Source organism: uncultured Nostoc sp., assembly GCF_937863485.1.
In the GTDB taxonomy this organism is placed as follows: Bacteria; Cyanobacteriota; Cyanobacteriia; order Cyanobacteriales; family Nostocaceae; genus Nostoc.
This window is the reverse complement of sequence record NZ_CALMFY010000240.1, coordinates 20,301-42,343: the sequence shown is the minus strand read 5'-3', so window position 1 is coordinate 42,343 and position 22,043 is coordinate 20,301. Positions and strand designations below refer to the sequence as shown.

Annotated in this window: 21 protein-coding genes and 2 pseudogenes; 11 read left to right on the top strand and 12 right to left on the bottom strand. The window is 42.0% G+C overall.

Going from position 1 to position 22,043, the window contains the following annotated elements:
• The first annotated feature begins 104 nt into the window (after positions 1–104).
• Together Q0541_RS32615 and Q0541_RS32610 are read left to right on the top strand one after the other, a co-directional pair.
• Entirely contained in the window at positions 105–350 is a 246-nt protein-coding gene (locus tag Q0541_RS32615) for a hypothetical protein (RefSeq protein ID WP_298920899.1), read from the top strand.
• A 199-nt stretch (positions 351–549) separates the two neighbouring features.
• On the top strand, positions 550–891 hold the full coding sequence (locus Q0541_RS32610) for a hypothetical protein (protein ID WP_298920898.1): 342 nt from the start codon (positions 550–552) through the stop codon (positions 889–891).
• A 274-nt stretch (positions 892–1,165) separates the two neighbouring features.
• Here Q0541_RS32610 and ovoA read toward each other — a convergent pair whose 3' ends face one another.
• The 3 genes and pseudogenes from ovoA to Q0541_RS32595 form a co-directional block, all read right to left on the bottom strand.
• Entirely contained in the window at positions 1,166–2,527 is a 1,362-nt protein-coding gene (ovoA, locus tag Q0541_RS32605) for a 5-histidylcysteine sulfoxide synthase (RefSeq protein WP_298920894.1), read from the bottom strand.
• A 316-nt stretch (positions 2,528–2,843) separates the two neighbouring features.
• Positions 2,844–2,978: pseudogene (locus tag Q0541_RS32600) on the bottom strand (CRISPR-associated RAMP protein); the annotation flags it as partial.
• 46 nt (positions 2,979–3,024) lie between these two features.
• Positions 3,025–5,250, bottom strand: coding sequence for an EAL domain-containing protein (locus Q0541_RS32595; protein ID WP_298920892.1), 2,226 nt, complete (start codon positions 5,248–5,250; stop codon positions 3,025–3,027).
• An 870-nt stretch (positions 5,251–6,120) separates the two neighbouring features.
• Here Q0541_RS32595 and Q0541_RS32590 point away from each other — a divergent pair.
• Positions 6,121–6,435: a hypothetical protein gene (locus Q0541_RS32590; protein WP_298920890.1), complete on the top strand. Its 315-nt coding sequence runs from the start codon at positions 6,121–6,123 to the stop codon at positions 6,433–6,435.
• 389 nt (positions 6,436–6,824) lie between these two features.
• Here the strand turns inward: Q0541_RS32590 and Q0541_RS32585 are convergent, their stop codons facing one another.
• Together Q0541_RS32585 and Q0541_RS32580 are read right to left on the bottom strand one after the other, a co-directional pair.
• On the bottom strand, positions 6,825–7,751 hold the full coding sequence (locus Q0541_RS32585) for a phosphodiester glycosidase family protein (RefSeq protein ID WP_298920887.1): 927 nt from the start codon (positions 7,749–7,751) through the stop codon (positions 6,825–6,827).
• 83 nt (positions 7,752–7,834) lie between these two features.
• On the bottom strand, positions 7,835–9,115 hold the full coding sequence (locus tag Q0541_RS32580) for a DUF4912 domain-containing protein (protein ID WP_298920885.1): 1,281 nt from the start codon (positions 9,113–9,115) through the stop codon (positions 7,835–7,837).
• Positions 9,116–9,548: 433 nt separating this feature from the next.
• Here Q0541_RS32580 and Q0541_RS32575 point away from each other — a divergent pair.
• Positions 9,549–9,749: pseudogene (locus Q0541_RS32575) on the top strand (hypothetical protein); the annotation flags it as partial.
• Between the two features lie 8 nt (positions 9,750–9,757).
• Here Q0541_RS32575 and pyrR read toward each other — a convergent pair.
• From pyrR to Q0541_RS32560, 3 genes are all read right to left on the bottom strand, one after another.
• Entirely contained in the window at positions 9,758–10,294 is a 537-nt protein-coding gene (gene pyrR, locus Q0541_RS32570) for a bifunctional pyr operon transcriptional regulator/uracil phosphoribosyltransferase PyrR (RefSeq protein ID WP_298920883.1), read from the bottom strand.
• Positions 10,295–10,402: 108 nt separating this feature from the next.
• Positions 10,403–11,374 (bottom strand): adenosylcobinamide-phosphate synthase CbiB, encoded by a 972-nt coding sequence (gene cbiB / locus Q0541_RS32565; RefSeq protein WP_298920880.1) that lies wholly within the window; start codon positions 11,372–11,374, stop codon positions 10,403–10,405.
• Between the two features lie 273 nt (positions 11,375–11,647).
• Positions 11,648–12,088: an Rrf2 family transcriptional regulator gene (locus Q0541_RS32560; RefSeq protein ID WP_298920878.1), complete on the bottom strand. Its 441-nt coding sequence runs from the start codon at positions 12,086–12,088 to the stop codon at positions 11,648–11,650.
• Between the two features lie 473 nt (positions 12,089–12,561).
• On the opposite strand from Q0541_RS32560, the gene Q0541_RS32555 reads away from it, so the two are divergent.
• Together Q0541_RS32555 and Q0541_RS32550 are read left to right on the top strand one after the other, a co-directional pair.
• The gene (locus Q0541_RS32555) at positions 12,562–12,975 is read left to right on the top strand and encodes an AbrB family transcriptional regulator (RefSeq protein WP_298920876.1); all 414 of its coding nucleotides are present in this window, start codon (positions 12,562–12,564) and stop codon (positions 12,973–12,975) included.
• 149 nt (positions 12,976–13,124) lie between these two features.
• Entirely contained in the window at positions 13,125–13,295 is a 171-nt protein-coding gene (locus Q0541_RS32550) for a hypothetical protein (RefSeq protein ID WP_298920874.1), read from the top strand.
• A 205-nt stretch (positions 13,296–13,500) separates the two neighbouring features.
• On the opposite strand, the gene Q0541_RS32545 is transcribed toward Q0541_RS32550, so the two are convergent.
• The gene (locus tag Q0541_RS32545; protein ID WP_298920871.1) at positions 13,501–15,405 is read right to left on the bottom strand and encodes a chloride channel protein; all 1,905 of its coding nucleotides are present in this window, start codon (positions 15,403–15,405) and stop codon (positions 13,501–13,503) included.
• Positions 15,406–15,899: 494 nt separating this feature from the next.
• On the opposite strand from Q0541_RS32545, the gene Q0541_RS32540 reads away from it, so the two are divergent.
• The gene (locus tag Q0541_RS32540) at positions 15,900–16,286 is read left to right on the top strand and encodes a hypothetical protein (protein ID WP_298920869.1); all 387 of its coding nucleotides are present in this window, start codon (positions 15,900–15,902) and stop codon (positions 16,284–16,286) included.
• 149 nt (positions 16,287–16,435) lie between these two features.
• Here the strand turns inward: Q0541_RS32540 and Q0541_RS32535 are convergent, their stop codons facing one another.
• Positions 16,436–16,672, bottom strand: coding sequence for a hypothetical protein (locus Q0541_RS32535; RefSeq protein ID WP_298920867.1), 237 nt, complete (start codon positions 16,670–16,672; stop codon positions 16,436–16,438).
• Entirely contained in the window at positions 16,654–16,761 is a 108-nt protein-coding gene (locus Q0541_RS34675; protein ID WP_366941956.1) for a hypothetical protein, read from the bottom strand. Before Q0541_RS34675 ends, Q0541_RS32535 begins: the two co-directional genes overlap by 19 nt.
• A 203-nt stretch (positions 16,762–16,964) precedes the next feature.
• Between Q0541_RS34675 and Q0541_RS32530 the strand changes: the two genes are divergently transcribed.
• Positions 16,965–17,576 carry a hypothetical protein gene (locus tag Q0541_RS32530; protein ID WP_298920864.1) on the top strand — a complete coding sequence of 204 codons (612 nt, stop codon included), beginning with the start codon at positions 16,965–16,967 and terminating at the stop codon, positions 17,574–17,576.
• Between the two features lie 76 nt (positions 17,577–17,652).
• On the opposite strand, the gene Q0541_RS32525 is transcribed toward Q0541_RS32530, so the two are convergent.
• The gene (locus tag Q0541_RS32525; protein ID WP_298920862.1) at positions 17,653–18,021 is read right to left on the bottom strand and encodes a Dethiobiotin synthetase; all 369 of its coding nucleotides are present in this window, start codon (positions 18,019–18,021) and stop codon (positions 17,653–17,655) included.
• 210 nt (positions 18,022–18,231) lie between these two features.
• On the opposite strand from Q0541_RS32525, the gene Q0541_RS32520 reads away from it, so the two are divergent.
• The 3 genes from Q0541_RS32520 to glmS all read left to right on the top strand — a co-directional run bounded on the left by Q0541_RS32520 (position 18,232) and on the right by glmS (position 21,780).
• Complete coding sequence (locus Q0541_RS32520; RefSeq protein WP_298920860.1) at positions 18,232–18,468, top strand: hypothetical protein; 237 nt, start codon at positions 18,232–18,234, stop codon at positions 18,466–18,468.
• 744 nt (positions 18,469–19,212) lie between these two features.
• Complete coding sequence (gene psaC, locus Q0541_RS32515; RefSeq protein WP_012411495.1) at positions 19,213–19,458, top strand: photosystem I iron-sulfur center protein PsaC; 246 nt, start codon at positions 19,213–19,215, stop codon at positions 19,456–19,458.
• A gap of 441 nt (positions 19,459–19,899) precedes the next feature.
• Positions 19,900–21,780, top strand: coding sequence for a glutamine--fructose-6-phosphate transaminase (isomerizing) (glmS, locus tag Q0541_RS32510; protein WP_298920853.1), 1,881 nt, complete (start codon positions 19,900–19,902; stop codon positions 21,778–21,780).
• Positions 21,781–22,043: the final 263 nt, after the last annotated feature.

Sequence of the window (22,043 nt, the reverse complement as noted above, 5' to 3'; positions counted from 1 at the left end):
TCAACGCCGGCGATCGCTGCCCTCGACATATCTACCTTGCCTTTATCTGTAGATACATATCATAAAGCTAGCTATTTGACAATACATTTGTTATACTTATTTACATGAACAATAATTTAGACTTGAAATCTCCTGAGCTATTTGGTTCTGTTGTTTTCAGACCTGATTTTAATAGCTTTAAGACTATCAATGCTTCGCAAGCTTGGTCTTTATTCTTTACAGGTGGTAGAGAAGACAAAAAACTAGATTCTAACCCTCGAATAGGTCTTTTGTTTACTAGTATTTTGCTAGGTCTTAGTGTTTCTGGGTTCGCCAGCGCACTGATCATCCGGACAATATTTCCTGCTTAAGTGCTTGACTAGTAGCTAATACGAAGTATAACTCTGAACCACCAAGAAGTTGGTGGTTCAAATTTTTAGTGTGTCTTCACTAATATCTGAGTAACCCAATCGTTTCGGCTAACCTACAAATCTTTTAAAGTCTGACTAGCCTTGAGGATATCAGGACAAATATTCATCTAAAATTTGGCAATTTCATCTAGGAGAATTAATGTTAGATTTCAACACTTTGACCGTATTCTCAAGCACTTACTGCATTGGGATTTGTGCCTTTCTAATCCCAGTCAACCTAATTGCTACCTCGTTAACAATAGGTTTGACATTATTGTGTCGTCCAGCTATTGAGATTTGGCGAAGTGCTGCAATTGCCAGTACCTTTGCTTTATTAATGATACTGCACGTATTTGCTTGGTTCATGATTGGAGTTGTCATGGCTCCCACATATATTTTATTGGGACTAGGAAGCATCTGTCTGTTCGCAAATTTAGGAGCAATTCTACTATACAAACACTTTGCAAACGCATATGTAGCGATTAAAGTTGAATTTTCCTAAGTACACTGAGAAGTAACCCTTTATAGAGCAACTTTCTAGCCAACTTCGTTTTTCAAAAATCAAATATGAGTCCTATAAAACAATACCAACAAATCACCCGAATTGATTTGTTGGTATTTTCTAAACGAGCCGGACAAGGATAATCCCAAACTGATTATTGACCGGGTTTTGGTGGAATAGAATGTGGTTTCATTCTCAGTAATTTCCTTTTAAATGTCTTGAGTTTATTTTGCGATCGCTAAATTCAATATTCAATATATTCAATTCATTCATTTCATGACACAGCTTTCAAATCTTGAGCAATTCTAAAACCAGCGTGTTGATAAAAGTAGGGACGAAACCAGTTGCGATAGGTTGGTAATGCCATTGCACCATTAGTAGCCCAAGAACCGCCGAGCATCATCTGATGTTTGCCATCAAAAAAGGGTGCTGCTTGGTCTTCGTAAAGCGGATGAGGTTGAAATCCTGGTAGGGCGTTGAAAGTGTCCCCCAGCCATTCCCAGACATTTCCTCTGAGATCATAAAGCCCACAAGCGCTATTAGCTGGTTTGAACATTCCCACTGGGCTGGGGGAAATGAATTGTAAGTTGAGATTAGAGTTAGTTGATAAGTGGTTATCCTTACAGGTAAGTAAAGCTTGATTCCATTCGGCTTCACTCATCAAGCGGATTTCTGTGCCTTGAGAGCGACAAAATGCGATCGCTTCGTAGTAATTGACTTCCACAGGCCAGTCTAGGGGTAAGTCTATTTCGTCGAATGTGGCTCGATATCGGTAGCCATCCTGTAAGGGTATCCAGAATTTGGGATGTTGGGCATTGTAGAGTTGCTTCCAATCCCAAGATTCAGCATTCCAGTAGTCTGGATTGTTGTAACCACCAGCTTGAACAAATTTCAGATATTCTCCGTTAGTGATTAGATATTGACTAGCTAAAAAGGGTTTTACTTCAACAGTGCGATCGCCATATTCGCTATCCCAACCGAATGTAAGATCATCCTTGGGTTTTCCTAGTTTCACCACACCACCGGGAACCCGGCGCATTTCATTCTTGGGAATATTCCCCTTGCTAGGTGCATAATTCCAGCCTTGGGGGCGTTTTAGGCAATTAGTAGGCAATTGACGCACCAGCATCGAAGAGGTTTCAAAGTGAATGCGACTATGTTCTATTCCCATCAGCAAAGCCCAGAAGGGATGCTGTTGATGAATCGGGAAATCCAGGGAAGTATTTTGAATCACCTTTGTAATAGCTTCTCGTGCTTTGTCTCGATATTGCCAAACTTTTTCTACATCAGGCCAACTAACTCCTTTCATCGCTGCGTCGAGTTCTATCGGTGTTTCTGGATTAACTCCGATTTCAAATAGGGTTTCGTATTGGGAATTAATTCGAGCTTTGATTAAACCAACTCTAATTAACTTGTTGATGAAAAAAACAGCTGAGTGACCAAGATAAAAAATTAGACGGTTTCTTAAAGGATCAGGGTTAAAATAAAAAGTTTCTTCCCTGACCAAACTTTTCATGAGTGTTTCTTCAAGCTCCCAAGTATTTTGAAAGTAGTTGAGCAGGCTTTGTGAACTGCAATCATTCAGTGTGGGGACTTGAGTCGATGTCAGTTTATTTATCGTTGAAACTAAAGGCATGATATTTTTGACAGGAGATTAACTGCACAAGTTACATAAACTACAACTTATTACAAAAATAAGTGTTGTTTATCACATTTTTTCTTGTGTCGTCATGATCAGCCAATTTGCTCAATTTGTAAATAGACAAAGAATGTATTTTAAAATACTTAAACTACGGGTTGCCAGAATAATATCAATAATGAATTAGCGTTCAATTACTTATCTTAACTGAGTTTCAGATGATTTTTCTGGAGTGCAAACATAGCACTTCTCGTTTGTATACAATACACTCTGACCTTTCTCCTAAAAGGAGAGAGTTTCTGGGTTCCTCGTTCCCAGGCAGAGGTATTTGTTCTGTCTCAAACTGGTGCAAACCAATCATCAACAGTCTCAATTTCCAAGGTTCTGCATTTTCTATCACAGCTTTAAAATCAAATTGTGTCGCAGCCGGAACTACTTGGAAATCGTAGATCAACAATATTCACGATAATTGGCAGAGAAAATGGAGACTGGTGCTAAAGGAGAGATTTAGCGTCAACCTCCTCACAATCCATCTGCACCACACAATTTCTTCCTTGTGCTTTTGCCTGGTAGAGTCCCTGGTCAGCAGTAGCAATTAAGGTTGCGGGAGGTAATTGGCTATGAGGAGTGATGGTTGCCACACCAAGACTTAGCGTGATGAATTCACTGACCTGAGAATGGGGATGAGGCTTTTTTAACGCACTAATATTCTTCTGAATATCTCTTGCAACTGCAATGGCCGATTCAATATCAGTATTTGGTAAAATAACTGCAAACTCTTCTCCACCATAACGAGCAACTAAATCAGCGGGGTGTTTAACTGTCTGAGAGATTGCCTTGGCAACCTGTCTGAGTGCATCATCTCCTGCCAGATGTCCATGCGTATCGTTGTAAAGCTTAAAGTAATCGACATCGCACAAAATCAAAGATAACGAGGCTTGCTCTCGTGCCAACCGTTGCCACTGTGCGTTGAACGTGTCATCAAAGCAGCGTCGATTTGCCACTTGGGTTAGACCATCCGAACAGGCAAGGCGCTGTAATTCATGATTTGCTTGTTGTAATTGGTGGTAAAGTTCTGATTGCTGAATAGCGATCGCAGCTTGACCCGCTAACTGGTTAAACAAGTTAATCTCCGATTGCTGCCATTGTCTGGCATGATGGCATTGGTGAGCGATCAATAGTCCCCACAAACCGTCTTGCTGCAAGATGGGCACGATCAGGTATGCCCGGATTTGCAAACTTCGGAGGAAGTCAACATGACACGGCGATAGTCCAGGAGTTTCAATGTCTTCGATCGCTCTGGTGTTACCTTGTTGAAAGTAAGCTGCACGCGTGGGTTGAAAGCACGTGTCCATGACGTATCCCTGAATGGACATACACCCTTCTGCTAAGGATTCTACAGCGACTAAACCACTCCAGTCTGGCTCAAACTGGTAAATCACCACTCGGTCTACCTCAAACATTTGTCGCACTTCGGCTGCTGTGGTTTGCAAAATCTCGTCTAATTCTAATGATTGTCGAATGCGTTGCGTCACAGCCGCGACAATTCGCTCGGACTCGCTTTGGTGTTGAACATGCCGCTCAACTTGCTTACCATCTGCCGATGCAACAGTTAACGCGATCGGATCAAAGTGAGGAGTTGTAGTGACAGGCATTGCACTGGGTTTACCAATCAAATAGCCTTGAGCAAAAGTTGCGCCTCGTTCTCGCAGCCAGTTCAGTTCCTCAATGCACTCAATCCCTTCAACGACGCTCTGGATATTTAACTTTTGAGTAATCTCCAGAAGCTTCTCTGTAATCGAAGCTTTGTAAAGGTTTTGATGCACATCTTGAATTAACTCTATGTCCAACTTAATAAAGTCTGGACGTAACTGATGCAGCAAGTTTAGGCTGGAATAGCCAGAACCGAGGTCATCAAGGGCTATTAAAAAACCAGCATCCCGGTAGTATTTGAGCACTGTCTTGAGATGGTCTAAATCTTGAAGATTGTCTGACTCCACGACTTCAAAAACAACCCGCTCATGGGAGATGCCTGCTTGATCAATTGCCTCTACCGTACTACGTAGACAAAAAGTTGGATCATAAAGCGCCGTTGGTGCAAAATTGATGAAAATCTGCCCGCTTACTTGATGGTGGCTGAATTGAGCGATCGCGCTCAGGCGACCAACTTGGTCGAGTTGTGGTAAGAGTCCGGCTTCAGTTGCTAACTCCAGAATTGGTCCCGGTAACACTAAATTGCCTTGTTCATCCAGCCCCCGCAAGAGTGATTCATATCCATAAATCTGCGATGTATCCTTAATTGAGACAATTGGTTGGAAGTAACTGGTGAATCGTTCCGTTGCCAGCATTTCAACCAGCCAGTCGGATTGGTTGAACTTAATGAAGCGTTGTAATGAGGTTATGTCACTAAAATCGTGGAGTTGAGGTTCGATAGCACCTTGAAGGAAAAGGACTTGCGTCTCTCTTAATTCTCTCGGTGCAAGTAGTTGGGCCAGGTTACGGGCAATTTCTTGTGACTGTCCAGGTCTACAGTTCAAACTCAGACCTGGACGCTTGTGCATCAGTTCATACTTCAGGGCAAACTGCTGTAGGTAGGAGGTGACTTTTTTCAGTGTATGGGGAACGGGGAACCAGAGAAAGAGCTTGCCAGCCTCCTTAGTCCGGCAGCGTGCAACATTGCGACAAGCACAGGTTTTGGAGATAGCACATATTTGGCTCATAGCTAACTAATCTGCTCAATCCGATTTTCTTTATTATTCCCACTATTTTTAATGGAAAAGATAAATTACACTTCAAATAGATGAAGATTTGATGAGTTTAATTAATTGAATAATTTAATTGAGCAGGTAACTCACCAACACATCCATAAGATTATACTAAATGCTTAAATAGTTACCGATCTATTTTGTGCAATTAAGCCAATTAATCAGGAGTTATATTAATAACTTAAGTTACCAAATCAAGGCAAATCTCAGCCAGAATAGGAATAACTTTTAGCTGGATTAATTAAGAGTAAATATATTACTTAAAAAAGAATCTAACCTCAATAAACTAATCCGCTTGGATTAAGGCTTGATCCTCCCTAACCCTCCTTTTTAAGGAGGGAATTAGAGCAAGCGTATTGCTCAACAAACAACAAAAGCTCTCAAACAAGTCAATAAAGTATCTCCTGTTTTAGGGAAAATGCATGATTTAAGTTGCAAACTGTTGAGATAGAGATTGTGATCTCAAGTCAGAGGATCACAACTTTTATCATAAAATAAATTTATCACATTAAAAAACAAGACTATTTGATTTTATTATCAAAGTTGCTTTATCCTGAAATCAGTAGAGATTTGAACTTTGAACTCTTTACGGAGGATTGGGACTCCAACCAAGAACTTAATAAGAATAACTTCTACAGTACTCAGTACCGGAGCGCCCATTCCTGAGCCACTCGCTCAGAGTTCAAAGAGCAAAGTAATGTTAAATTGTCAAAAGAAGTTTTAGTGTATCTACTTTTCAACTTTGAGAAAGCAAAGAAGGACAATAGCTAAATGCTAGAGGAGCAGATTGATTGCCCCACCAGACCCAAGACAAGTGCAATGATCATGAAACTTTTCCAAATCACTCTAGTGGTCTTAGTACTTTTGATCAACTTAGCAATTGCTTTCCCTTCTTGGGCAGAAAGAGCGCCTTCTTTAACTAGCAATCCTAACTACTTTCAAGTAGGGCAAAAAGTCATTTGGCTTTACAAGGCTCGCGCAGATTCTAGCGATGTCCAAAGAATTCCTGCCGAAGTAGTCAAGTTAAGCTCCAAACAAGTGCAAATCAAGGTGTACAAACATAACAACGAATTTGTTAATCGTTGGGTGAATCCAAACAAGCTTGAGAATTCGCAAAAAGTTAAAGGGTCAGTACTCTAAAATTGAGCCAGATGGAAGTAAATCTAGTACGCCACGGCGTAAATAGAGCAACCATTTAAAATTCCTAAAGAGCTTATTTCATAATACTTTTGACTTTTGACCCAACTCTTGGAGAGGCTGCGCCCTAAGCGTAGCTATGCCGCAGGCTTTACGACTGCGCTCAGGGTCAAACTTTTGAATGAGTGACTTCCGCCTTGCGGTACTAGTCCTAGCCAGCTACAAAACTCTTTACTGGACAAAGTATTTGGATTTAGGGTGAGATACCAAAGATGTTTCTTCCAAAACGGGATGCTCTCAAGCTATCCAGTCTAAAATAGCCTGTTGATGGCACAAAAGTCGATGTCTACAACGGGCGTAGTTACGTTACAGCCCTAAACTTCTAAACTATTTTATTTTTTGTAAATTAAAAAAACTGAACCAATCGGCCCAAGGTTTTCTACATAAGTTTTCTGGTTATAATATAATCCTGGAGACATCCCTCCATCAAATAAAATCCCTTCTTGAATCTTACCTAAACAGTTATTGCTAGCAATACCTTCTAGGACATTATCAAACATATCTGGCAGTAACTCTTGATTAACTTGAGACAATTCAATATTTGAATTAGCTTTTAAGTCATTAACTAATAGTATTACATAGCCTTGATTAGTGATAGCTGCCAGAGAGCGATTAGTTGCATTTTTACAGGCAAATTCTCCCAAATCTTGACAAATATCTTTAAACTTACCCTGACGATAGAATCTGCCATTACCACCCACTAAATTATAATTTAGAATATCGCTCTTTCTTCTACCAGTTTGGATAGTAGCCTGTCGCTGGTTGGGTGTACCTCCTGATATCCCAAAGGAAGAACGTTTATTCTTAAATGCTCCCGAATACTCTACGCCACGAGAAACATTTAAGCCTTGTGGTTTATCATCAGTACCTATATAGTCGGCATTAATTGCGGCAATGGGTAGCTGGCCGTCTAATTTGGCATTCTCATTGTTGATAAGTTCATGAAACTGTTTTGGTACATATTCTTTACGCAGTTTCCCCCTAGCATCTTTGGCGTAGAGTTTATGAGATAGACCAACATTAACTTTGAAATCTAATTCTGCTGATTTGGGATTAAAAATAATCACATTGTTAATGCCTCTTTGACTTTTTTTACCTTGATTATTAGTTTTAAAAAAATCAATACTGAACTTAGCATCTTTACCAAGGCAAGTTTTAGATGCTTTTGGGACTGAATTTGCCTCAATCTCTTGACAACCTGATAAAAAGCTTGCACCAATTATCAAGCTAAATAACAAAAAGAATTTTTTTGTAGACATATAATGCAAAAAAACCGCTACAGAATTACTATAGCGGGGAATAATTTAAAATTTCAGTTTGAAGTTAATCTAAGAGCCAAAAGTTAAGGGAACCATTCTAAAACAGCTTCTTCTTTGCTGTTAGTATTCCGGGATGGTGTCTCACGATTAAATTTCATTTGAATTGACCGAGTTTGCTCACCATCAGCAGCTACAGCCAAAATCGGATAGTCGATTAAACCATCCTGGAAGGACATCTGGAAGCGGAATGTCCCATCTGGATTTAACTGAATTGCCCGGCCACCAATGGTTACGGTAGCATCAGGTTCGGTTGCACCGTAGACTATCAACTCAGCATCGGCAATTAACCAGAACTGGCGCGGACGTACTGGTACGGCGGAAGCCGAGAAGCCAACACCTGACATTCCTGCACCAGAAGCAGTTAAGCCAGATCCGGTGGGAACTGCCCACAGACCCACACCAGATGGAAAAATGTAGGAGCTAATGGCTTGTTCAGGACGCGCTGAACCTGGTACTTGCTGCTGGGAGCCGAAGATAGAACCAGCAACTCGTTGTACTTCAGCAGATTCAGCTAAACCAAATATTTCGTCGTAGATGGGATTACCGTTGCTGTTGCTGTTGCCATTGACATTCACATTCACACCATCATTGGCGGTAACTGCAATCTTCTCAGCAGGGTGAACCAGTTCGTACTGAGTCTCACCACGCAAATCTTCTTCAAAGTTGACAGTAATGAAGACATCTTCAATCCAGTCAGAAGGATAGACGGGAGGAATGTGTACTTTAGCAGAACGAGCTAGTACCAACCAGCGACCATCAGCAGCACGATAACCGATATCGATCACATAATCGCGATCACTAACTGGAACTGGTAGATACCATTCTCTAGCTAGTTCATCAGCAGGATATTCTTGAATACTGTGGGGGCTTTGGTATTCGATATTGATGTCGGTGACATCATAAATCCGTAGTGCGAGTTGTTGTCCTCCTTGTCGGCGCAGTTCTTGTTTATGTTCATTCGGAATATCCCAGTAAGTGTAAGCCCACTGAGGATCGCGCGGTAAGAGGACAATCCGGCTTTCACCATAACCAGAGGGCAGATCGGCGAGTCCTTCATCAACATCAGCCAAAGATCCACCAGTCCGATCTTCCTGACCTAATTCAAACTTAGCTGCTTCCACGGTTTCTTGTGCCTCCAACGAACGAGATGGACTGAGCAAAGTTTTGCTGCGCTGGACTTCTAGAATTGATGCCAGCAATTGTGATTTACGCATTCGGCTATAGCGAGAGATGCTATATTCGCTGGCAACTCTGCGTAGTTGCCGTAAGGTCATCTCTTCTAGTGGTGGGCGTTCTTTTGCCATTTAGTTTGGCCTCCAGTAGTTTAAGCGGTAAATGATTTCCCCTGGTTAAAGAATGCTATATAAAATGTCATCCACTCCAGATGAACTTCTTATTCCTGACTCCTGGTTTTGCCCAGTTTTTAAGTTTTTAAATTGAGATCACTTCCAATCAATTCCAAGTTATGCCAAAATCAGCATTTCTTTGGGAGCGGAGGAGTTCTATTTGTTATGTTAAGTCAATATTAACCACTAAGCATATGTAGGGATCAAGGGGTTTCAATAGGTTTTTTACCTGTTTCACGAATTTATTAGCTCTTCTGGGATCGAATTGTCAGGTTTTCATAACATTACCAGCTAGTTCATATTGAGTAATGGTGATAATGTCAAATTTTCATGACATTAGGCTGTGGGTTAGCCAAAAACCGTAATCCATAAACAAAGGAGTAGGATTCAAAGGGGTTATGTCGTTGATCACAAAACAGGTAAGCCAGTGCGGATGATGGGCGCAATCATGGATATTAGCGAACGGCTTGCCGTGCTGCGCCACAATCGGGTACAAGCAGAATTAGTTAGCCAAAACTTGCGATCATAAGTTTTGGCTAATATCACCCTGAAAATTCGTCAGTCTTTACAAATCGAGCAAATTCTTCTAACTCCCAACTCCTAATCTCCAATCAACTCCACTGCATCTCGTCCATCGCAATTTTGTAAGTAAACTTTGACAACTTCTTCTTTGGCAGTAGGCAACTGCTTGCCAATAAAATCTGGGTGAATTGGTAATTCTCGATGACCTCTGTCTACTAACACAGCTAAACGAATCACCTCTGGTCTACCGTACTCGTTGACTGCGTTCAAAGCAGCGCGAATCGTCCGTCCTTTGAAAATAACATCATCCACGAGTACAACCGTTTTCCCCGTCAGGTCAAAAGGAATTTCGCTTTTCGTTGGAGTCCGCAATCCAATTTTATCAAGGTCATCTCGATAAAATGTAATGTCCAAAGCGCCGACTGACACGGCTACACCTTCTAGTGTCTCAATCTGACGCGCCAACAATTCGGCTAATAACGCACCCCTGGTATAAATACCAAGAAGCACCAGTTGAGACAAATCACGTGTCCTTTCCACAATTTGAGAGGCGAGGCGAGTCAAGGTCCGACGGATTTCTTCTGATGAGAGAATTTCAACTACTTTGGCAGACATAGCGAGTGATAAGTTAGGAGTGATCAGTTAAGAGTTAGGAATTTTTATTCTTAACTCCTGTACAGACGTGATTAATCGCGTCTCTAACTCCTAACTTTATATTTATCATTACCTATTTGGGAGTATTAAGAATATAGCGATCGCTATCCCTAACCATAGCAAAAAACAATATCGAGTCAGCTGCAAAGCATTCTGAATAGAAGTTGCAGTAATGGGATAAATAGCATCTCCTAGCAGTGGTTTGTACTTAGCTACCCCACGATACCAATTTGTACCCCCCATCTGCACACCCAAAAAAGCAGCATAGGCGCACTCACTCCAGCCAGAATTGGGACTAGGATCATTAATTGCATCCCGACGACAAATTCGGCAAACATGCATCGGTTTACCTGATAACAGCGCCAGAGTCACAACTGTTAACCGACAAGGTAGCCAAGTCAAACAATCTTCCAACCGCGCACAAAACCATCCCAAATAAGTATAAGGTGCTTCCCGATAGCCCACCATTGAATCAAGGGTACTACTGGCTTTGTATGCTAAAGCCAAGGGAGTTGGCCCCACAAGTGGCACAAAGACACCAACAATTGCATAAAAAAGTGGAGCCATTACCCCATCGGTGGCATTTTCTGCAACCGTTTCTAAAACGGCTCGTGAAATTTCTGCTTGTGAGAGGTTTTGTGTATCTCGACCAACGTAATTACTTAAAATCTTCCGAGCCTGCCCCAAATCTCCCGCTGTTAAAGGTTGTAAAACAGCCACTGCTGCTGCTCGCAAACTTCTGCCAGCAAAACAACTAGCCAAAAGAATACTATCTATTGCAATTCCCAACAATGGATGAACCCATTTGGCACTTTGAATAATCAAAAAGCCAACAAGGCCGCTACCAATTATTAGAATAATGCCTAATACAATTCCAGCTAGGCGTTGTGTTAGAGAATTTTGACACAATTGCAGAGAAAATTTAGTCAGGCGAGAAATTACCCACCCCATAACTTGCACTGGATGAGGCCAATTCCAAGGATCGCCAATTAAGTAATCTAAAAGTGCAGCAATTATTAAGATATAGATGCTATTAGTCATAAGTTACTGGTCAAGGGTCAACCAATTTTGGATAATGGAATTGGATAATGGAATTGACCCTGACCACGAAAGCGAACAGCGGTACGTACCTCTACGGGGAAGCAAGCTACGCGTTAGCGTCTCCAAGAGTTGTCCGGGGCATGAACCAAAAAACCTAAAATCTAAAATTCGTGGTCAAGAGGAGCCAGTCATGTGCGGGAGTTTCCTCTCTCAAGTGAACTGGCTCTCAAGGGTCAATATTTGGATTATTGACTATTGACTATTGACTCTTTACTAAACCACAAAACTAGCCTCTTCTCCAAGGGAAGCCTGCCAGCTACGAGCATCGTAATAAAGGTCTGCCAGAGTAATACTGTACAAAGCTTCTTTAAGCTTTTGGTTGAGTCTCTGCCAGAGGCTAAATGTTACCCAATCTTCAGCTTGTGCAGGTGCTGGGGTGTGATGGGGTAAATGGCTAGTCTCGCCAACTGCTTCTAAAATTTGTCCTATAGATATTTGTGCAGGCTCTCTTGCCAATTGGTATCCACCGATGCTACCACGAATTGATTTAACTATTGACGCACGACGCATTTCTATTAGTAATTTTTCGAGGTAAGGAGCTGGGATATCTTGGCGTTTGGCGATCGCTCTCACAGATACAGGGCCATATCTTGGCTGTAAACTCAAATCTAGCAACGCCTTCACACTATAGTGTCCTCTGGTAGTTAGTTTCATTTTGGCAAGGTTTATTGTTTAGTCAATAGTCAATTTTACAGAGTCCAAATATTGACCCTTGAACGGTAGTTGCTCTTTTGGGGAAACACGCTTATTGCTCTATTTGGGGAGACCCTAAGACCGCACTGCCTCCTCTTGACCTTTGACTAAGGATCAGTTTTACTTATCATTCTCTGACTCAGTTATCATCTAAAGCTTGTAAACAACCTTTTGAGCGTTAGTTTAGAAAACTTAAAACTTGTATAGTCTAGCAGTGATTCACTAACTATATATATATAATTATCAGCATTGCCAGCATTCTGTAAAATAGATTGTCTTGGCAATATTGTTAATCACATAACAATTGTGCCTATGAGTGTAATATACTTGGCTAGGTTGAGATAAAAACTAAAGGATTATGTTCCTATTAGCTCAATGTCAGCTAAAATAAAATCGATTCAAACACTTCAAACATTCATTTTCGACCTAAGTTGATGCCTAAACTGAAAAAAATTGAACCCCTACTCGGTGAAGAACTGCTCAAAAAAGTCAAAGAGCTAGAGAGCGAGAGCAAGGAAGACAAAGCCAAGAAGTGCGGCTACTATACCATTACCAAAAACGGTATAGAGCGCGTAAATATGATGAAGTTCTTAAATGCCCTAATTGATGCCGAAGGCATTCAGTTGGACAGTACACCCAGTGCTAATGGGCGCGGTGGACGTAGTGCCAGCTATAGAATTAGTGTGCAATCGAATGGTAACTTACTTATAGGTTCAGCTTATACAAAACAGATGAATCTTAAACCAGGAGATGAGTTTCTGATCACTTTAGGCAAAAAGCACATTCGTCTGAGACAGGTAGATCCAGAAGATCAAGAAGATGATGAAGCTATAGAAGCCACAGCTTAATAATATAGTCAAGAGTCCAAAGTCAACAGATTTTAGATTTTAGATTTTGGATTGACCCCACCAATAAACAGATGGGGCTTGAAGATTTTGAATTTTGGATTTGTGTCACCCACAAGGCGTGAAAACGCGTAGCGAGACATTAGTCTAGCATGAACCTAAAAGACGCAAGGGTAGCGCAGCGTAAAGCCTGCGGCATGGCAACTCTAAGAGTTGCCGTTGGCGAACCAGAGGCGTGTTGCAGACAAGCATCTCTAAGAGTTGGCTTTACACTGCGCTATCGGGTTTTCTTCAATCTAAAATTGGCACTCAAGAGTGATTAATCAAAAGTCCAAGGTTTTTGATACTTGACCTTGCCAATTTTGGATTTTGGATAATGGAATTGTTTTTTGGTTCATACCACACCCCTTGTGGTTGGAACAAATCTAAAAGACGCTCGTACTCCTGCGGGAAAGCAAGCTATGCGTAGTGTGTCATAGACAAGACTTGCTAACGCAAATCTAAAATCCCAAATTGATTGGTCCTTGACTAATTATTAATAACTATATCTGTGGTGGGTAAGACTGGTAAATAGTGGCGAAGTGCCTTGCGCGTAACTGCTAAATTGCAAGTTAATGCAATTTGCTCTCTTTCTAGTAAACCCAAAATGCGATCGGGTTTATCTCGTGCTACCACTGGTAATTGATGCAAACCTCGAAGAGTCATCCGGTCTAAAGCTTCAGATAATAGTTCATCCTGCCATGCGTAGAGGATTTCAGTAGTACAAATGTCTATGAGGGTTTGACTGGATAAATTATCTGGAATTTCAGTTAGCGAATTTGGGTAAGTTTGCCAAAGAGCAAGGGCGCGGTTAATATCTTCCAGAGAAAGTATACCAACTAATTGCTCTGCTTCATCAATTACTAAAGCACTTCGGGCGCGATCGCGGATCATTTCCACAGCTGCATCTAACACTCCAAGGGTTGCAGGTAGCTTTTTTGGACAGGGGTACATAGCATCTTCTACCAAAATTTGCTCCACAATTTCCGCTTTTTCATCTTTCAATTCAGAAAGACCAATTTGTTGTAGGTTAGAGTTAGAGTTAAAAGTTGGTTTAATCCTTTCCACTAGCCAAACACTCAAACCCACAGCTGCCATCAACGGTAAAACAATCCGATAGTCGCGGGTTAATTCAAACAGCATTAAAATAGCCGTTAACGGCGCTCTGACACTAGCAGCCAGCACTGCTGCCATTCCTACCATTGCATAAGCTGGGGGAGCTGCCATCTGATCGCAAATAGCCGGGAATGCCACAGCCAAAATCTTGGCGTAAGCTGATCCAAAAGAAGCACCTAAAAACATTGCTGGTGCAAACAAACCGCCAATGAAACCACTACCCGTACTAATTGCAGTCATCAGTAGCTTCACTACCAACAGCACCACCAACAGGTAGAGTGGAAACTCCACATCCTGAAGCATTGCTTCTACAGTTTCATAACCGACGCCCAGAATTTGCGGGAAGTGCAAAGCAACTGCGCCAATTATCACACCGCCAATAATTGGATGAATCGGCTCAGGAATTCGTCCCAAAAAGTCAAAACCTGGAACCTTTCCAGCAAAGCAGGCTTTTGCTCCCCGAATTGATTGAGTATAAGCCAAAGAAACTAAGCTGGCCCCTAAACCCAAGCCAAGATAAAGGGGTAATTCCAAAGGACTACGGACTTGGTAAGCAGGTAAATCAAAAGCAGGTTGTGTCCCCAAACCAATTTGGGCAATTAATGCTGCTACCACCGCCGCTAGCAGCACCACACTCACAGCAGAAGTAGCAAAAGATGTAGCTCCCATTACCACCTCTAGGGCAAAAAATACTCCAGCGATGGGAGCATTAAATCCAGCAGCGAGTCCAGCTGCCGCGCCAGCACCTAACAGCAAACGTTGTTGTTCTTGAGATACATTCAGGATCACAGACAACAACATCCCAAAATTTGCGCCAATTTCTACACTCGGTCCCTCTGGCCCCAAAGAAGCACCGCTTCCCAAAGAAACAGATGCGGCTAACATCTTCGTAACTGGTCTTAGTGGCCGCTTAATCTCTGTTCCTTGAGAGGCGGCGATTAGAGATGAAAGTTCAGGGCCAAAGTCTTGAGTGCGCCAGCGCATGAAGCCAACGATTAATCCGCCAAGGGTGGGAACGCAGGCTAAAGTCCAAGCACCCCAGACGCCGATTTGACCCATTAAATTTTCCAGCATCAGCTGGTGAATCAGCTGGATTGAATAGTGAAAGGTGACTACACCCATACCAGTACCACCGCCAATGAGCATAGCTAAAAACAGCACAACTGTTTCTGGGGATGGTTGAAAACGATTAATTAGGTGAGCTAAACGAGCGGAAGGTGTAGGAAAGGCAGGTTGTTCCGTTACCTTCCTCAGTTGAGTGGGAGGCAAGAGAGTCATTGAGAGGCGGGGTAAATGTAAGAAAAAATTTAAATTTTTATCTGTTACTTCTCATTGTGAGCCATTATTTAGCAACCAGACAAGTAGACTTTATTTGCTTGATTTACAAAGCTTTAGCAAAAAATGTTATTGTGCAAAACTTTTGTGGGCAGAATGGTTAAATGGGAGACAATTGTTAAAGGGTCAACGATGCCTAAGTTGGGCTATTCGGCGTCGCTAGTGGAGTGCGAGTGAGCGCCAACGCTATTGCTTTCTAGAGACAACAGAGTTTTTGTGGGCTGGGTGGCCGCACTCGCAAACATTAACTAGGAGTCATCCTTGCCTAAATCTAGCTATACTCGTGTTACGACCATTGAGCCATCCTTTGTAGTAATACAATGTATGTATGATTTATGCCTGATGTCAGACCATACTTGGAAGTCTGCTAAGTATTGATCGGCATTCAATATAACTATTGTTATAGAGCGAGTAAATGGACTAGGCGGACGAGGTAAATGAATATACACACCTTTGATAATCATTATGTTACTTGCCCAATTTGCCAAAGAAATGCTACACCAAAACTAGTTAAAACGCGCATGGGCTTGTTTTGCTGTCCCTATTGCCAGGAACGGCTAGTAGTTTGCCAAAGCGGTCATTATGTCCGTGATCCGTTTACTTGGAGACAATTGATGATTTCTTCGGCGCTACGTCGTCAAAGCCGACCTTTAGCTAGGATTATCAGAGATTTTGTCCTGCTGAAGCGTCCTATGGTAGCCTTGGCTGTAGGAAGTGCCATTTTCTTTAGTGCGATCGCCTTGACTCAGGAAAGGACAAATTACGATCGCCAAATTTTTCCCACAACAGAGAAAGTTAATGAACTCGGAAACAACTCTCAGTAAATGGATTACTTTAGTATAAATCAAATCTTACTTTGATTTTTGTAATATTATAACTAAATACTTCTGTGAAACCGTGTCTTATTCGCCCCAAATAGGACACGGCTTTACATTATGTCCGCTTATAGACTGCTCAAGGTAGCGATGATTCTTTAATTTTTTGCGGGGTACAGCAGATGATCTGGGTCTAGCCAAACAATGTAGAAAATCTCCTTAATAAACAACCCATGAACCCTACCATATTCATTTGAGGAGATGGAAAACTGATATGGTATGTCAACTAATTGTTCTTCATTCGGCAAACCAAATCCGCTCTCACTGGTATCTTCCCACTTGATGGGATGACATCTGAGGGTATTGCTACGATTCACTAACAACTCTTGAGCCATCCTTGGTAAGAAAGAGTCTCTTCCGCTAAAAGGCGTAATGCAGTTTGAATTACTTCATCAACACTGTTAAATCTACCTGTTGCTAGCAAAACCTGAATTAGTTCTTCTTACTCTGGGCTGAACGTAATGCTCATAACGATTCCATTCTTGGCTTTTTCTATGATAAAGCGTTGATAAATAAGATCCTTAATGTCTTAAGTTGGGTTGACGCTTGAAATAATCTTGCTGAAAAACGGGAAAACTATGGTTACTTCCTAATGGGGAAATTTCCATAAAAGTCCTGAATAGCAAAATGCTCAAAAAATCTCTGTTTAACTTTTTGATTTTGCCTTTTTCTCTAGCACCCTGGCTGTGCGTGGGAACGCTTTTTGATTCTCAAGCTAATGCTTTACCAGGGCAAAGTACAGAGGAAGTAGGCACCTGGATTAAAGCACATCCTACACTCCGCCCCAGGAGTGGAGAGCAATTGTTTGTCCAAAAGACTGATACAGCTGCTCAACGATTCACTTTTCAAGCGTCGGTTTTACCCCCCGGTAGGGTAGAATTTTCTAAAGACCGTGGCACAATTCGCAGTGAGCGCACTGCCATGTATGATGCCATTAACGGCATGACATTTGCGCGTCTCCAAGAATCCTTACGGGTGATTTATGGCTTGGAGATTTATCAAGACTACGATCGCGCTCAGGTAGTGTATGAGTATCCCAACCAGAGCGTAATTAACTCGGCGCGTTTTGCCAAAACTCCGATTCGGGAAGCTTTAAAGGGAGAATTACGAGTAGGCGATCACTATGTATATTGGGTAGAAATCGCCCAACCCAAGACTGGCAAAGCTTTTACTGGTCAAATGACCATTTTGCTCAAAACTGACTTAGACAAGTTAGAAAGGGAACTGCAAATTCGTTAATCGGGATAGATACAGAAGAAGACGCCGCACATTGGCTCAGTCCAAAGCCTGGCTTACCACGTCTAGCTCATACTTTCTACAACTTCCCCAACCCTACAGAAGCTAGGGTTTGCCATATACCCGAAAAGATACTTTCAGATGCTAAAGAAATTCGGAGCAAATCTTCCTTCAGTAGTGGTGGCCAATCTATCCCGGCTTTATGCCCTGCGGCAAATAGCTGTTGCGCCTTAATGCTTAACTGATAAAGGGTCAAAGCCAGTTGCCGGTCTAGGCTGTTTGCATCTTTGAGGGCTTCAAAGACCACTTTCAATGCCAATAAAATTAAGCTGATCTGACCGGGTATCGGCGGTTTACCCTGTTTCATACGCATTAACAGCGCATCTGGGTTTTCCTCGGTTGTGATTGTCTGATCTATGAGGAGTTTCCGAGCTGTTTCATAATTCATGTAGTCAGTTTAGCGTACATGTTGCTTCAGCAGGAATACCTAATTAAAAAGTTATAAAACTGGCTTCTGATTATTTATAGCAATCTCATTTGATTTGTGAAAAGATAGGCATGGAGAAAATAATGAGGGATTTGCGATGCTCTAGGTTAACCAGTATAGACTAAATATAATATCTTTGAAAAATACGCCCCGCTTGGAATCAGAAGCAAAATGATATCACCGAATTTACTAGAAATTGAGCGTTCCATCCGTGCCTTGTCTGTGGAAGAACAACTTTGGCTGCTAGAAAGTATTGCTAGACAAATCCGAGAAAATGAGTATACAAAAGATAAATTGGCTGATGTCCAAAATCACAAAGAAAAACTAGAACTGATAGTTAGTCAACCAAGGATTCCAGTAGAAATTGCTGCGATAAATGATGAGTTTGCAATTTCTGAAATCCTCTGATATGTAAAAGTAACAATTATGAGTTTGCCAGATTTATAAGTCAAATATACAAGTTATCGGTGAGCGATCGCTTAGAATTGCTTGAGGCGAGATTTGATAGACTCACTAGCAGTGATGCTAAAAACCAAAACCAACAGTTGATGTTGTTAACTAAACAGGGAAAGATAACTGTTTGGTTCGCTCCCACTTCTAAACCTTAGGTTTCAGCTAGAGCAATCCTATCTGATTTGTTCAAATTCGCGGTGTCCAAATCCCCGAATTCCTAAAAATTGTCGGTGATCTGACTTTTCACGAATGATTTAGGACTACGATCGCAATCCTAAATGAGTTGTAAAAAAATTCACCCCCCGCTAACGCCTTCCCCCCGATTCCTTGGGGGGACTACAGGGGGGTCGCAATAATTTCAAATTCTACGCGTTTGATTTAGGACTGCTATATATAGTTGCCAATCAATAAGTACCATAGATAACTTCTGCATCTAAGTCTTGTAGATTGACTTTTATTTCATTTGTCTTTACGATTAAACCCCATTATGGTATAGGAGTGGTGTAAATACGCTCCAATGATGTTGCTAATTAATCGGGCAATAGGGACGATCTCGCAAAAACAACTTTTCAAGGGTGCTCATTACATTGTTTGAAGTTATGTAGCCTTTTGATTACGGCCTATCAACCACTGCGGTAAACTATGCGTTGATTATGATTCTTTCGCAGAGAAGAACACTCGAAAGGAGCGGTTTTTTCAATGTCTCATACAGTAAAAATTTACGATACCTGCATTGGCTGCACCCAATGCGTCCGCGCTTGCCCTACTGATGTACTGGAGATGGTTCCTTGGGATGGCTGTAAAGCTGCTCAAATTGCCTCTTCACCCCGTACAGAAGACTGCGTGGGCTGTAAGCGCTGCGAAACCGCTTGTCCCACCGACTTTTTGAGCATCCGGGTTTACCTGGGCGCTGAAACAACTCGCAGTATGGGTCTAGCTTACTAAAAAGCTCAGTGTTGAGTCACCGAACTTCTGATTGCGATGCGGGTCTACTGTCCAACCGTTTTTTCCAGAACGGTTGCCTTGTGTCCTTTGGATATAAGGGAGAGGTGCAAGCCTTTACGCCTCTCGGCAGTGATACAGACCATCAAAGAAAGCTTCCCCACCCTGCGGGAAGCAAGCTACAGAGTTCTCGCTGAGTCCTGAGTTTTGAGGCAAAAGAAGTAAATCAAAAAAACAATTTCTTGATTCTTCACTCAGCCCTCAGAACTCAGAACTCAGAACTCAGTACTCAAGAATTTTAAAGTTTCTTAATAGCAAGCATCTTTAGCAATACTTAGTGGTAGAGGGAGTAATTTACTCCCTTTTTTATTTGCAAAACGTCAAGTTTGTGCTACCAACTATACATACTAGATTTAATCATCCTGAAAAAAAGCGGTGTGAACAATGTGCGGAATCGTTGGATATATAGGCACTCAAGCGGCAACAGAGATTTTACTGGCTGGGCTGGAAAAACTAGAGTACAGGGGCTACGATTCTGCTGGAATCGCCACTATTTGGGAAGGTGAGGTAAATTGTGTACGGGCAAAAGGCAAACTGCATAACCTGCGTTCTAAACTCGAACAAATAGAAACGCCCGCCCAGATTGGTATTGGTCACACACGCTGGGCAACTCATGGTAAACCAGAAGAGTACAACGCCCATCCCCACATGGATACGGCAAAGCGAGTGGCGGTGGTGCAAAATGGGATTATCGAAAACTACCGCGAGTTACGCGAAGAACTCAAAGGAAAAGGACACCAGTTTCTTTCTGAAACCGATACAGAAGTAATTCCCCATCTCATAGCCGAATTTTTAAAGAATCTTCCCCCTTCATCTCCCTCATCTCGCTTCCTAGAGGCAATTCGCCAAGCCGTTAACCACTTGCAGGGAGCATTTGCGATCGCAGTTATTTCTGCTGACTACCCCGATGAATTGATTGTTGTCCGCCAACAAGCACCTTTGGTAATTGGTTTTGGGCAAGGGGAGTTCTTTTGTGCATCTGACACGCCAGCGATCGTTGCCTACACCCGTGCAGTGCTACCTCTGGAAAATGGCGAAATTGCTCGCCTCACACCTTTGGGCGTTGAGATTTACAATTTTGCTGGCGACAGGTTGAAAAAACAACCCCGGCTGCTCAACTTCAATCCTGCAACGGTAGAAAAGCAGGGATTCAAACACTTCATGCTCAAAGAAATTCATGAGCAACCAGGGGTAGTAAGAGCTAGTTTAGACGCTTACTTTAATCCAGCCGAATCTACCGAATCGCCAATCAATCTTGGTTTACCTGCGGATTTATACAAGGATTTAGAACAAATTCAGATCGTCGCCTGTGGTACTAGTTGGCACGCAGCATTAATCGGAAAATATTTAATCGAACAATTAGCAGGAATTTCAACTCAGGTGCATTACGCTTCTGAGTATCGCTATGCACCATCACCCGTGACGGCTAACACGTTGATCATTGGCGTTACCCAATCAGGTGAAACTGCTGATACCCTAGCAGCTTTGGCGATGGAAAAAGAACGTCGCCAGGGGAAAGAACCCAAATATCAAGTGCGACTACTGGGTATTACCAATCGCCCCGAAAGCAGCCTTGGTCATATGGTGCCGCATATTATTAGTACTTTAGCGGGAATTGAAATTGGAGTAGCAGCGACAAAAACTTTTACTGCCCAACTGATGGCGTTTTATGCTTTGGCATTGGATTTAGCAGCTCGTCGTCAGACAGTTTCAAAAGATGCATTAGAGAAAATTATTAATGGGTTGCGGCAGATTCCCAAAGAAATTGAAGCAACTTTGGAAAGTCAAGAACGTTTAACTGAACAGCTAGCCCACGAATTCGCCGAAACCAAAGATTTCATTTTTGTGGGAAGAGGAATTAACTTTCCTATTGCTTTGGAAGGGGCGTTGAAATTAAAAGAAATCAGCTACATTCACGCCGAAGGGTATCCGGCTGGAGAGATGAAACATGGCCCGATCGCTCTATTAGATGCGAAAGTACCAGTAGTTGCGATCGCAATACCTGGTAGTGTATATGAAAAAGTTATTTCCAATGCTCAAGAAGCAAAAGCCAGAGATTCTCGCTTAATTGGCGTGACTCCAATTAAAGATGGCGAAGCTGGGGAAATCTTTAACGATCTGCTTCCTGTTTCTCATGTAGAAGAATTACTTTCTCCGATTCTGACAGTGGTTCCTTTGCAATTATTGGCTTATCATATTGCCGCCCTTCGCGGTTTGGATGTAGATCAGCCTCGTAACCTTGCTAAAAGTGTCACTGTAGAATAGTATAAATATATACCATTGTGGAGTTGTGGAGGAATAATAAAGTCGTATAACAAATAAAAAAGTTATACAATTTATCCTGTGGGTGCGTATCTGAGCATCTACAGGAGTTTTTATGGCTAGAAGCAAGCAAGATTGGACGCAAGCCAAGTTTGAGCGTTACTTGAAGGAAGGCCGTGGTCAGGGTAGTAGGAAAGACTATCAACCTTGGATAAAGATTTAGGATTTTCTCTCAAAGGGTCGCGTTTCTAGACCTCCAGGTTGGA

Bases quoted from the DNA above. Each gene is read 5' to 3' on its own strand.
- Q0541_RS32560 (WP_298920878.1), bottom strand. From the start codon at position 12,088: ATGAAACTAACTACCAGAGGACACTATAGTGTGAAGGCGTTGCTAGAT.
- Q0541_RS32585 (WP_298920887.1), bottom strand. From the start codon at position 7,751: ATGTCTACAAAAAAATTCTTTTTGTTATTTAGCTTGATAATTGGTGCA.
- pyrR (WP_298920883.1), bottom strand. From the start codon at position 10,294: ATGTCTGCCAAAGTAGTTGAAATTCTCTCATCAGAAGAAATCCGTCGG.
- Q0541_RS32550 (WP_298920874.1), top strand. From the start codon at position 13,125: ATGAACCTAAAAGACGCAAGGGTAGCGCAGCGTAAAGCCTGCGGCATG.
- psaC (WP_012411495.1), top strand. From the start codon at position 19,213: ATGTCTCATACAGTAAAAATTTACGATACCTGCATTGGCTGCACCCAA.
- Q0541_RS32520 (WP_298920860.1), top strand. From the start codon at position 18,232: ATGATATCACCGAATTTACTAGAAATTGAGCGTTCCATCCGTGCCTTG.
- Q0541_RS32555 (WP_298920876.1), top strand. From the start codon at position 12,562: ATGCCTAAACTGAAAAAAATTGAACCCCTACTCGGTGAAGAACTGCTC.
- cbiB (WP_298920880.1), bottom strand. From the start codon at position 11,374: ATGACTAATAGCATCTATATCTTAATAATTGCTGCACTTTTAGATTAC.
- Q0541_RS32535 (WP_298920867.1), bottom strand. From the start codon at position 16,672: ATGGCTCAAGAGTTGTTAGTGAATCGTAGCAATACCCTCAGATGTCAT.
- Q0541_RS32580 (WP_298920885.1), bottom strand. From the start codon at position 9,115: ATGGCAAAAGAACGCCCACCACTAGAAGAGATGACCTTACGGCAACTA.
- Q0541_RS32530 (WP_298920864.1), top strand. From the start codon at position 16,965: ATGCTCAAAAAATCTCTGTTTAACTTTTTGATTTTGCCTTTTTCTCTA.
- Q0541_RS32540 (WP_298920869.1), top strand. From the start codon at position 15,900: ATGAATATACACACCTTTGATAATCATTATGTTACTTGCCCAATTTGC.
- Q0541_RS32545 (WP_298920871.1), bottom strand. From the start codon at position 15,405: ATGACTCTCTTGCCTCCCACTCAACTGAGGAAGGTAACGGAACAACCT.
- Q0541_RS32590 (WP_298920890.1), top strand. From the start codon at position 6,121: ATGAAACTTTTCCAAATCACTCTAGTGGTCTTAGTACTTTTGATCAAC.
- ovoA (WP_298920894.1), bottom strand. From the start codon at position 2,527: ATGCCTTTAGTTTCAACGATAAATAAACTGACATCGACTCAAGTCCCC.
- Q0541_RS32595 (WP_298920892.1), bottom strand. From the start codon at position 5,250: ATGAGCCAAATATGTGCTATCTCCAAAACCTGTGCTTGTCGCAATGTT.
- Q0541_RS32525 (WP_298920862.1), bottom strand. From the start codon at position 18,021: ATGAATTATGAAACAGCTCGGAAACTCCTCATAGATCAGACAATCACA.
- glmS (WP_298920853.1), top strand. From the start codon at position 19,900: ATGTGCGGAATCGTTGGATATATAGGCACTCAAGCGGCAACAGAGATT.
- Q0541_RS32615 (WP_298920899.1), top strand. From the start codon at position 105: ATGAACAATAATTTAGACTTGAAATCTCCTGAGCTATTTGGTTCTGTT.
- Q0541_RS32610 (WP_298920898.1), top strand. From the start codon at position 550: ATGTTAGATTTCAACACTTTGACCGTATTCTCAAGCACTTACTGCATT.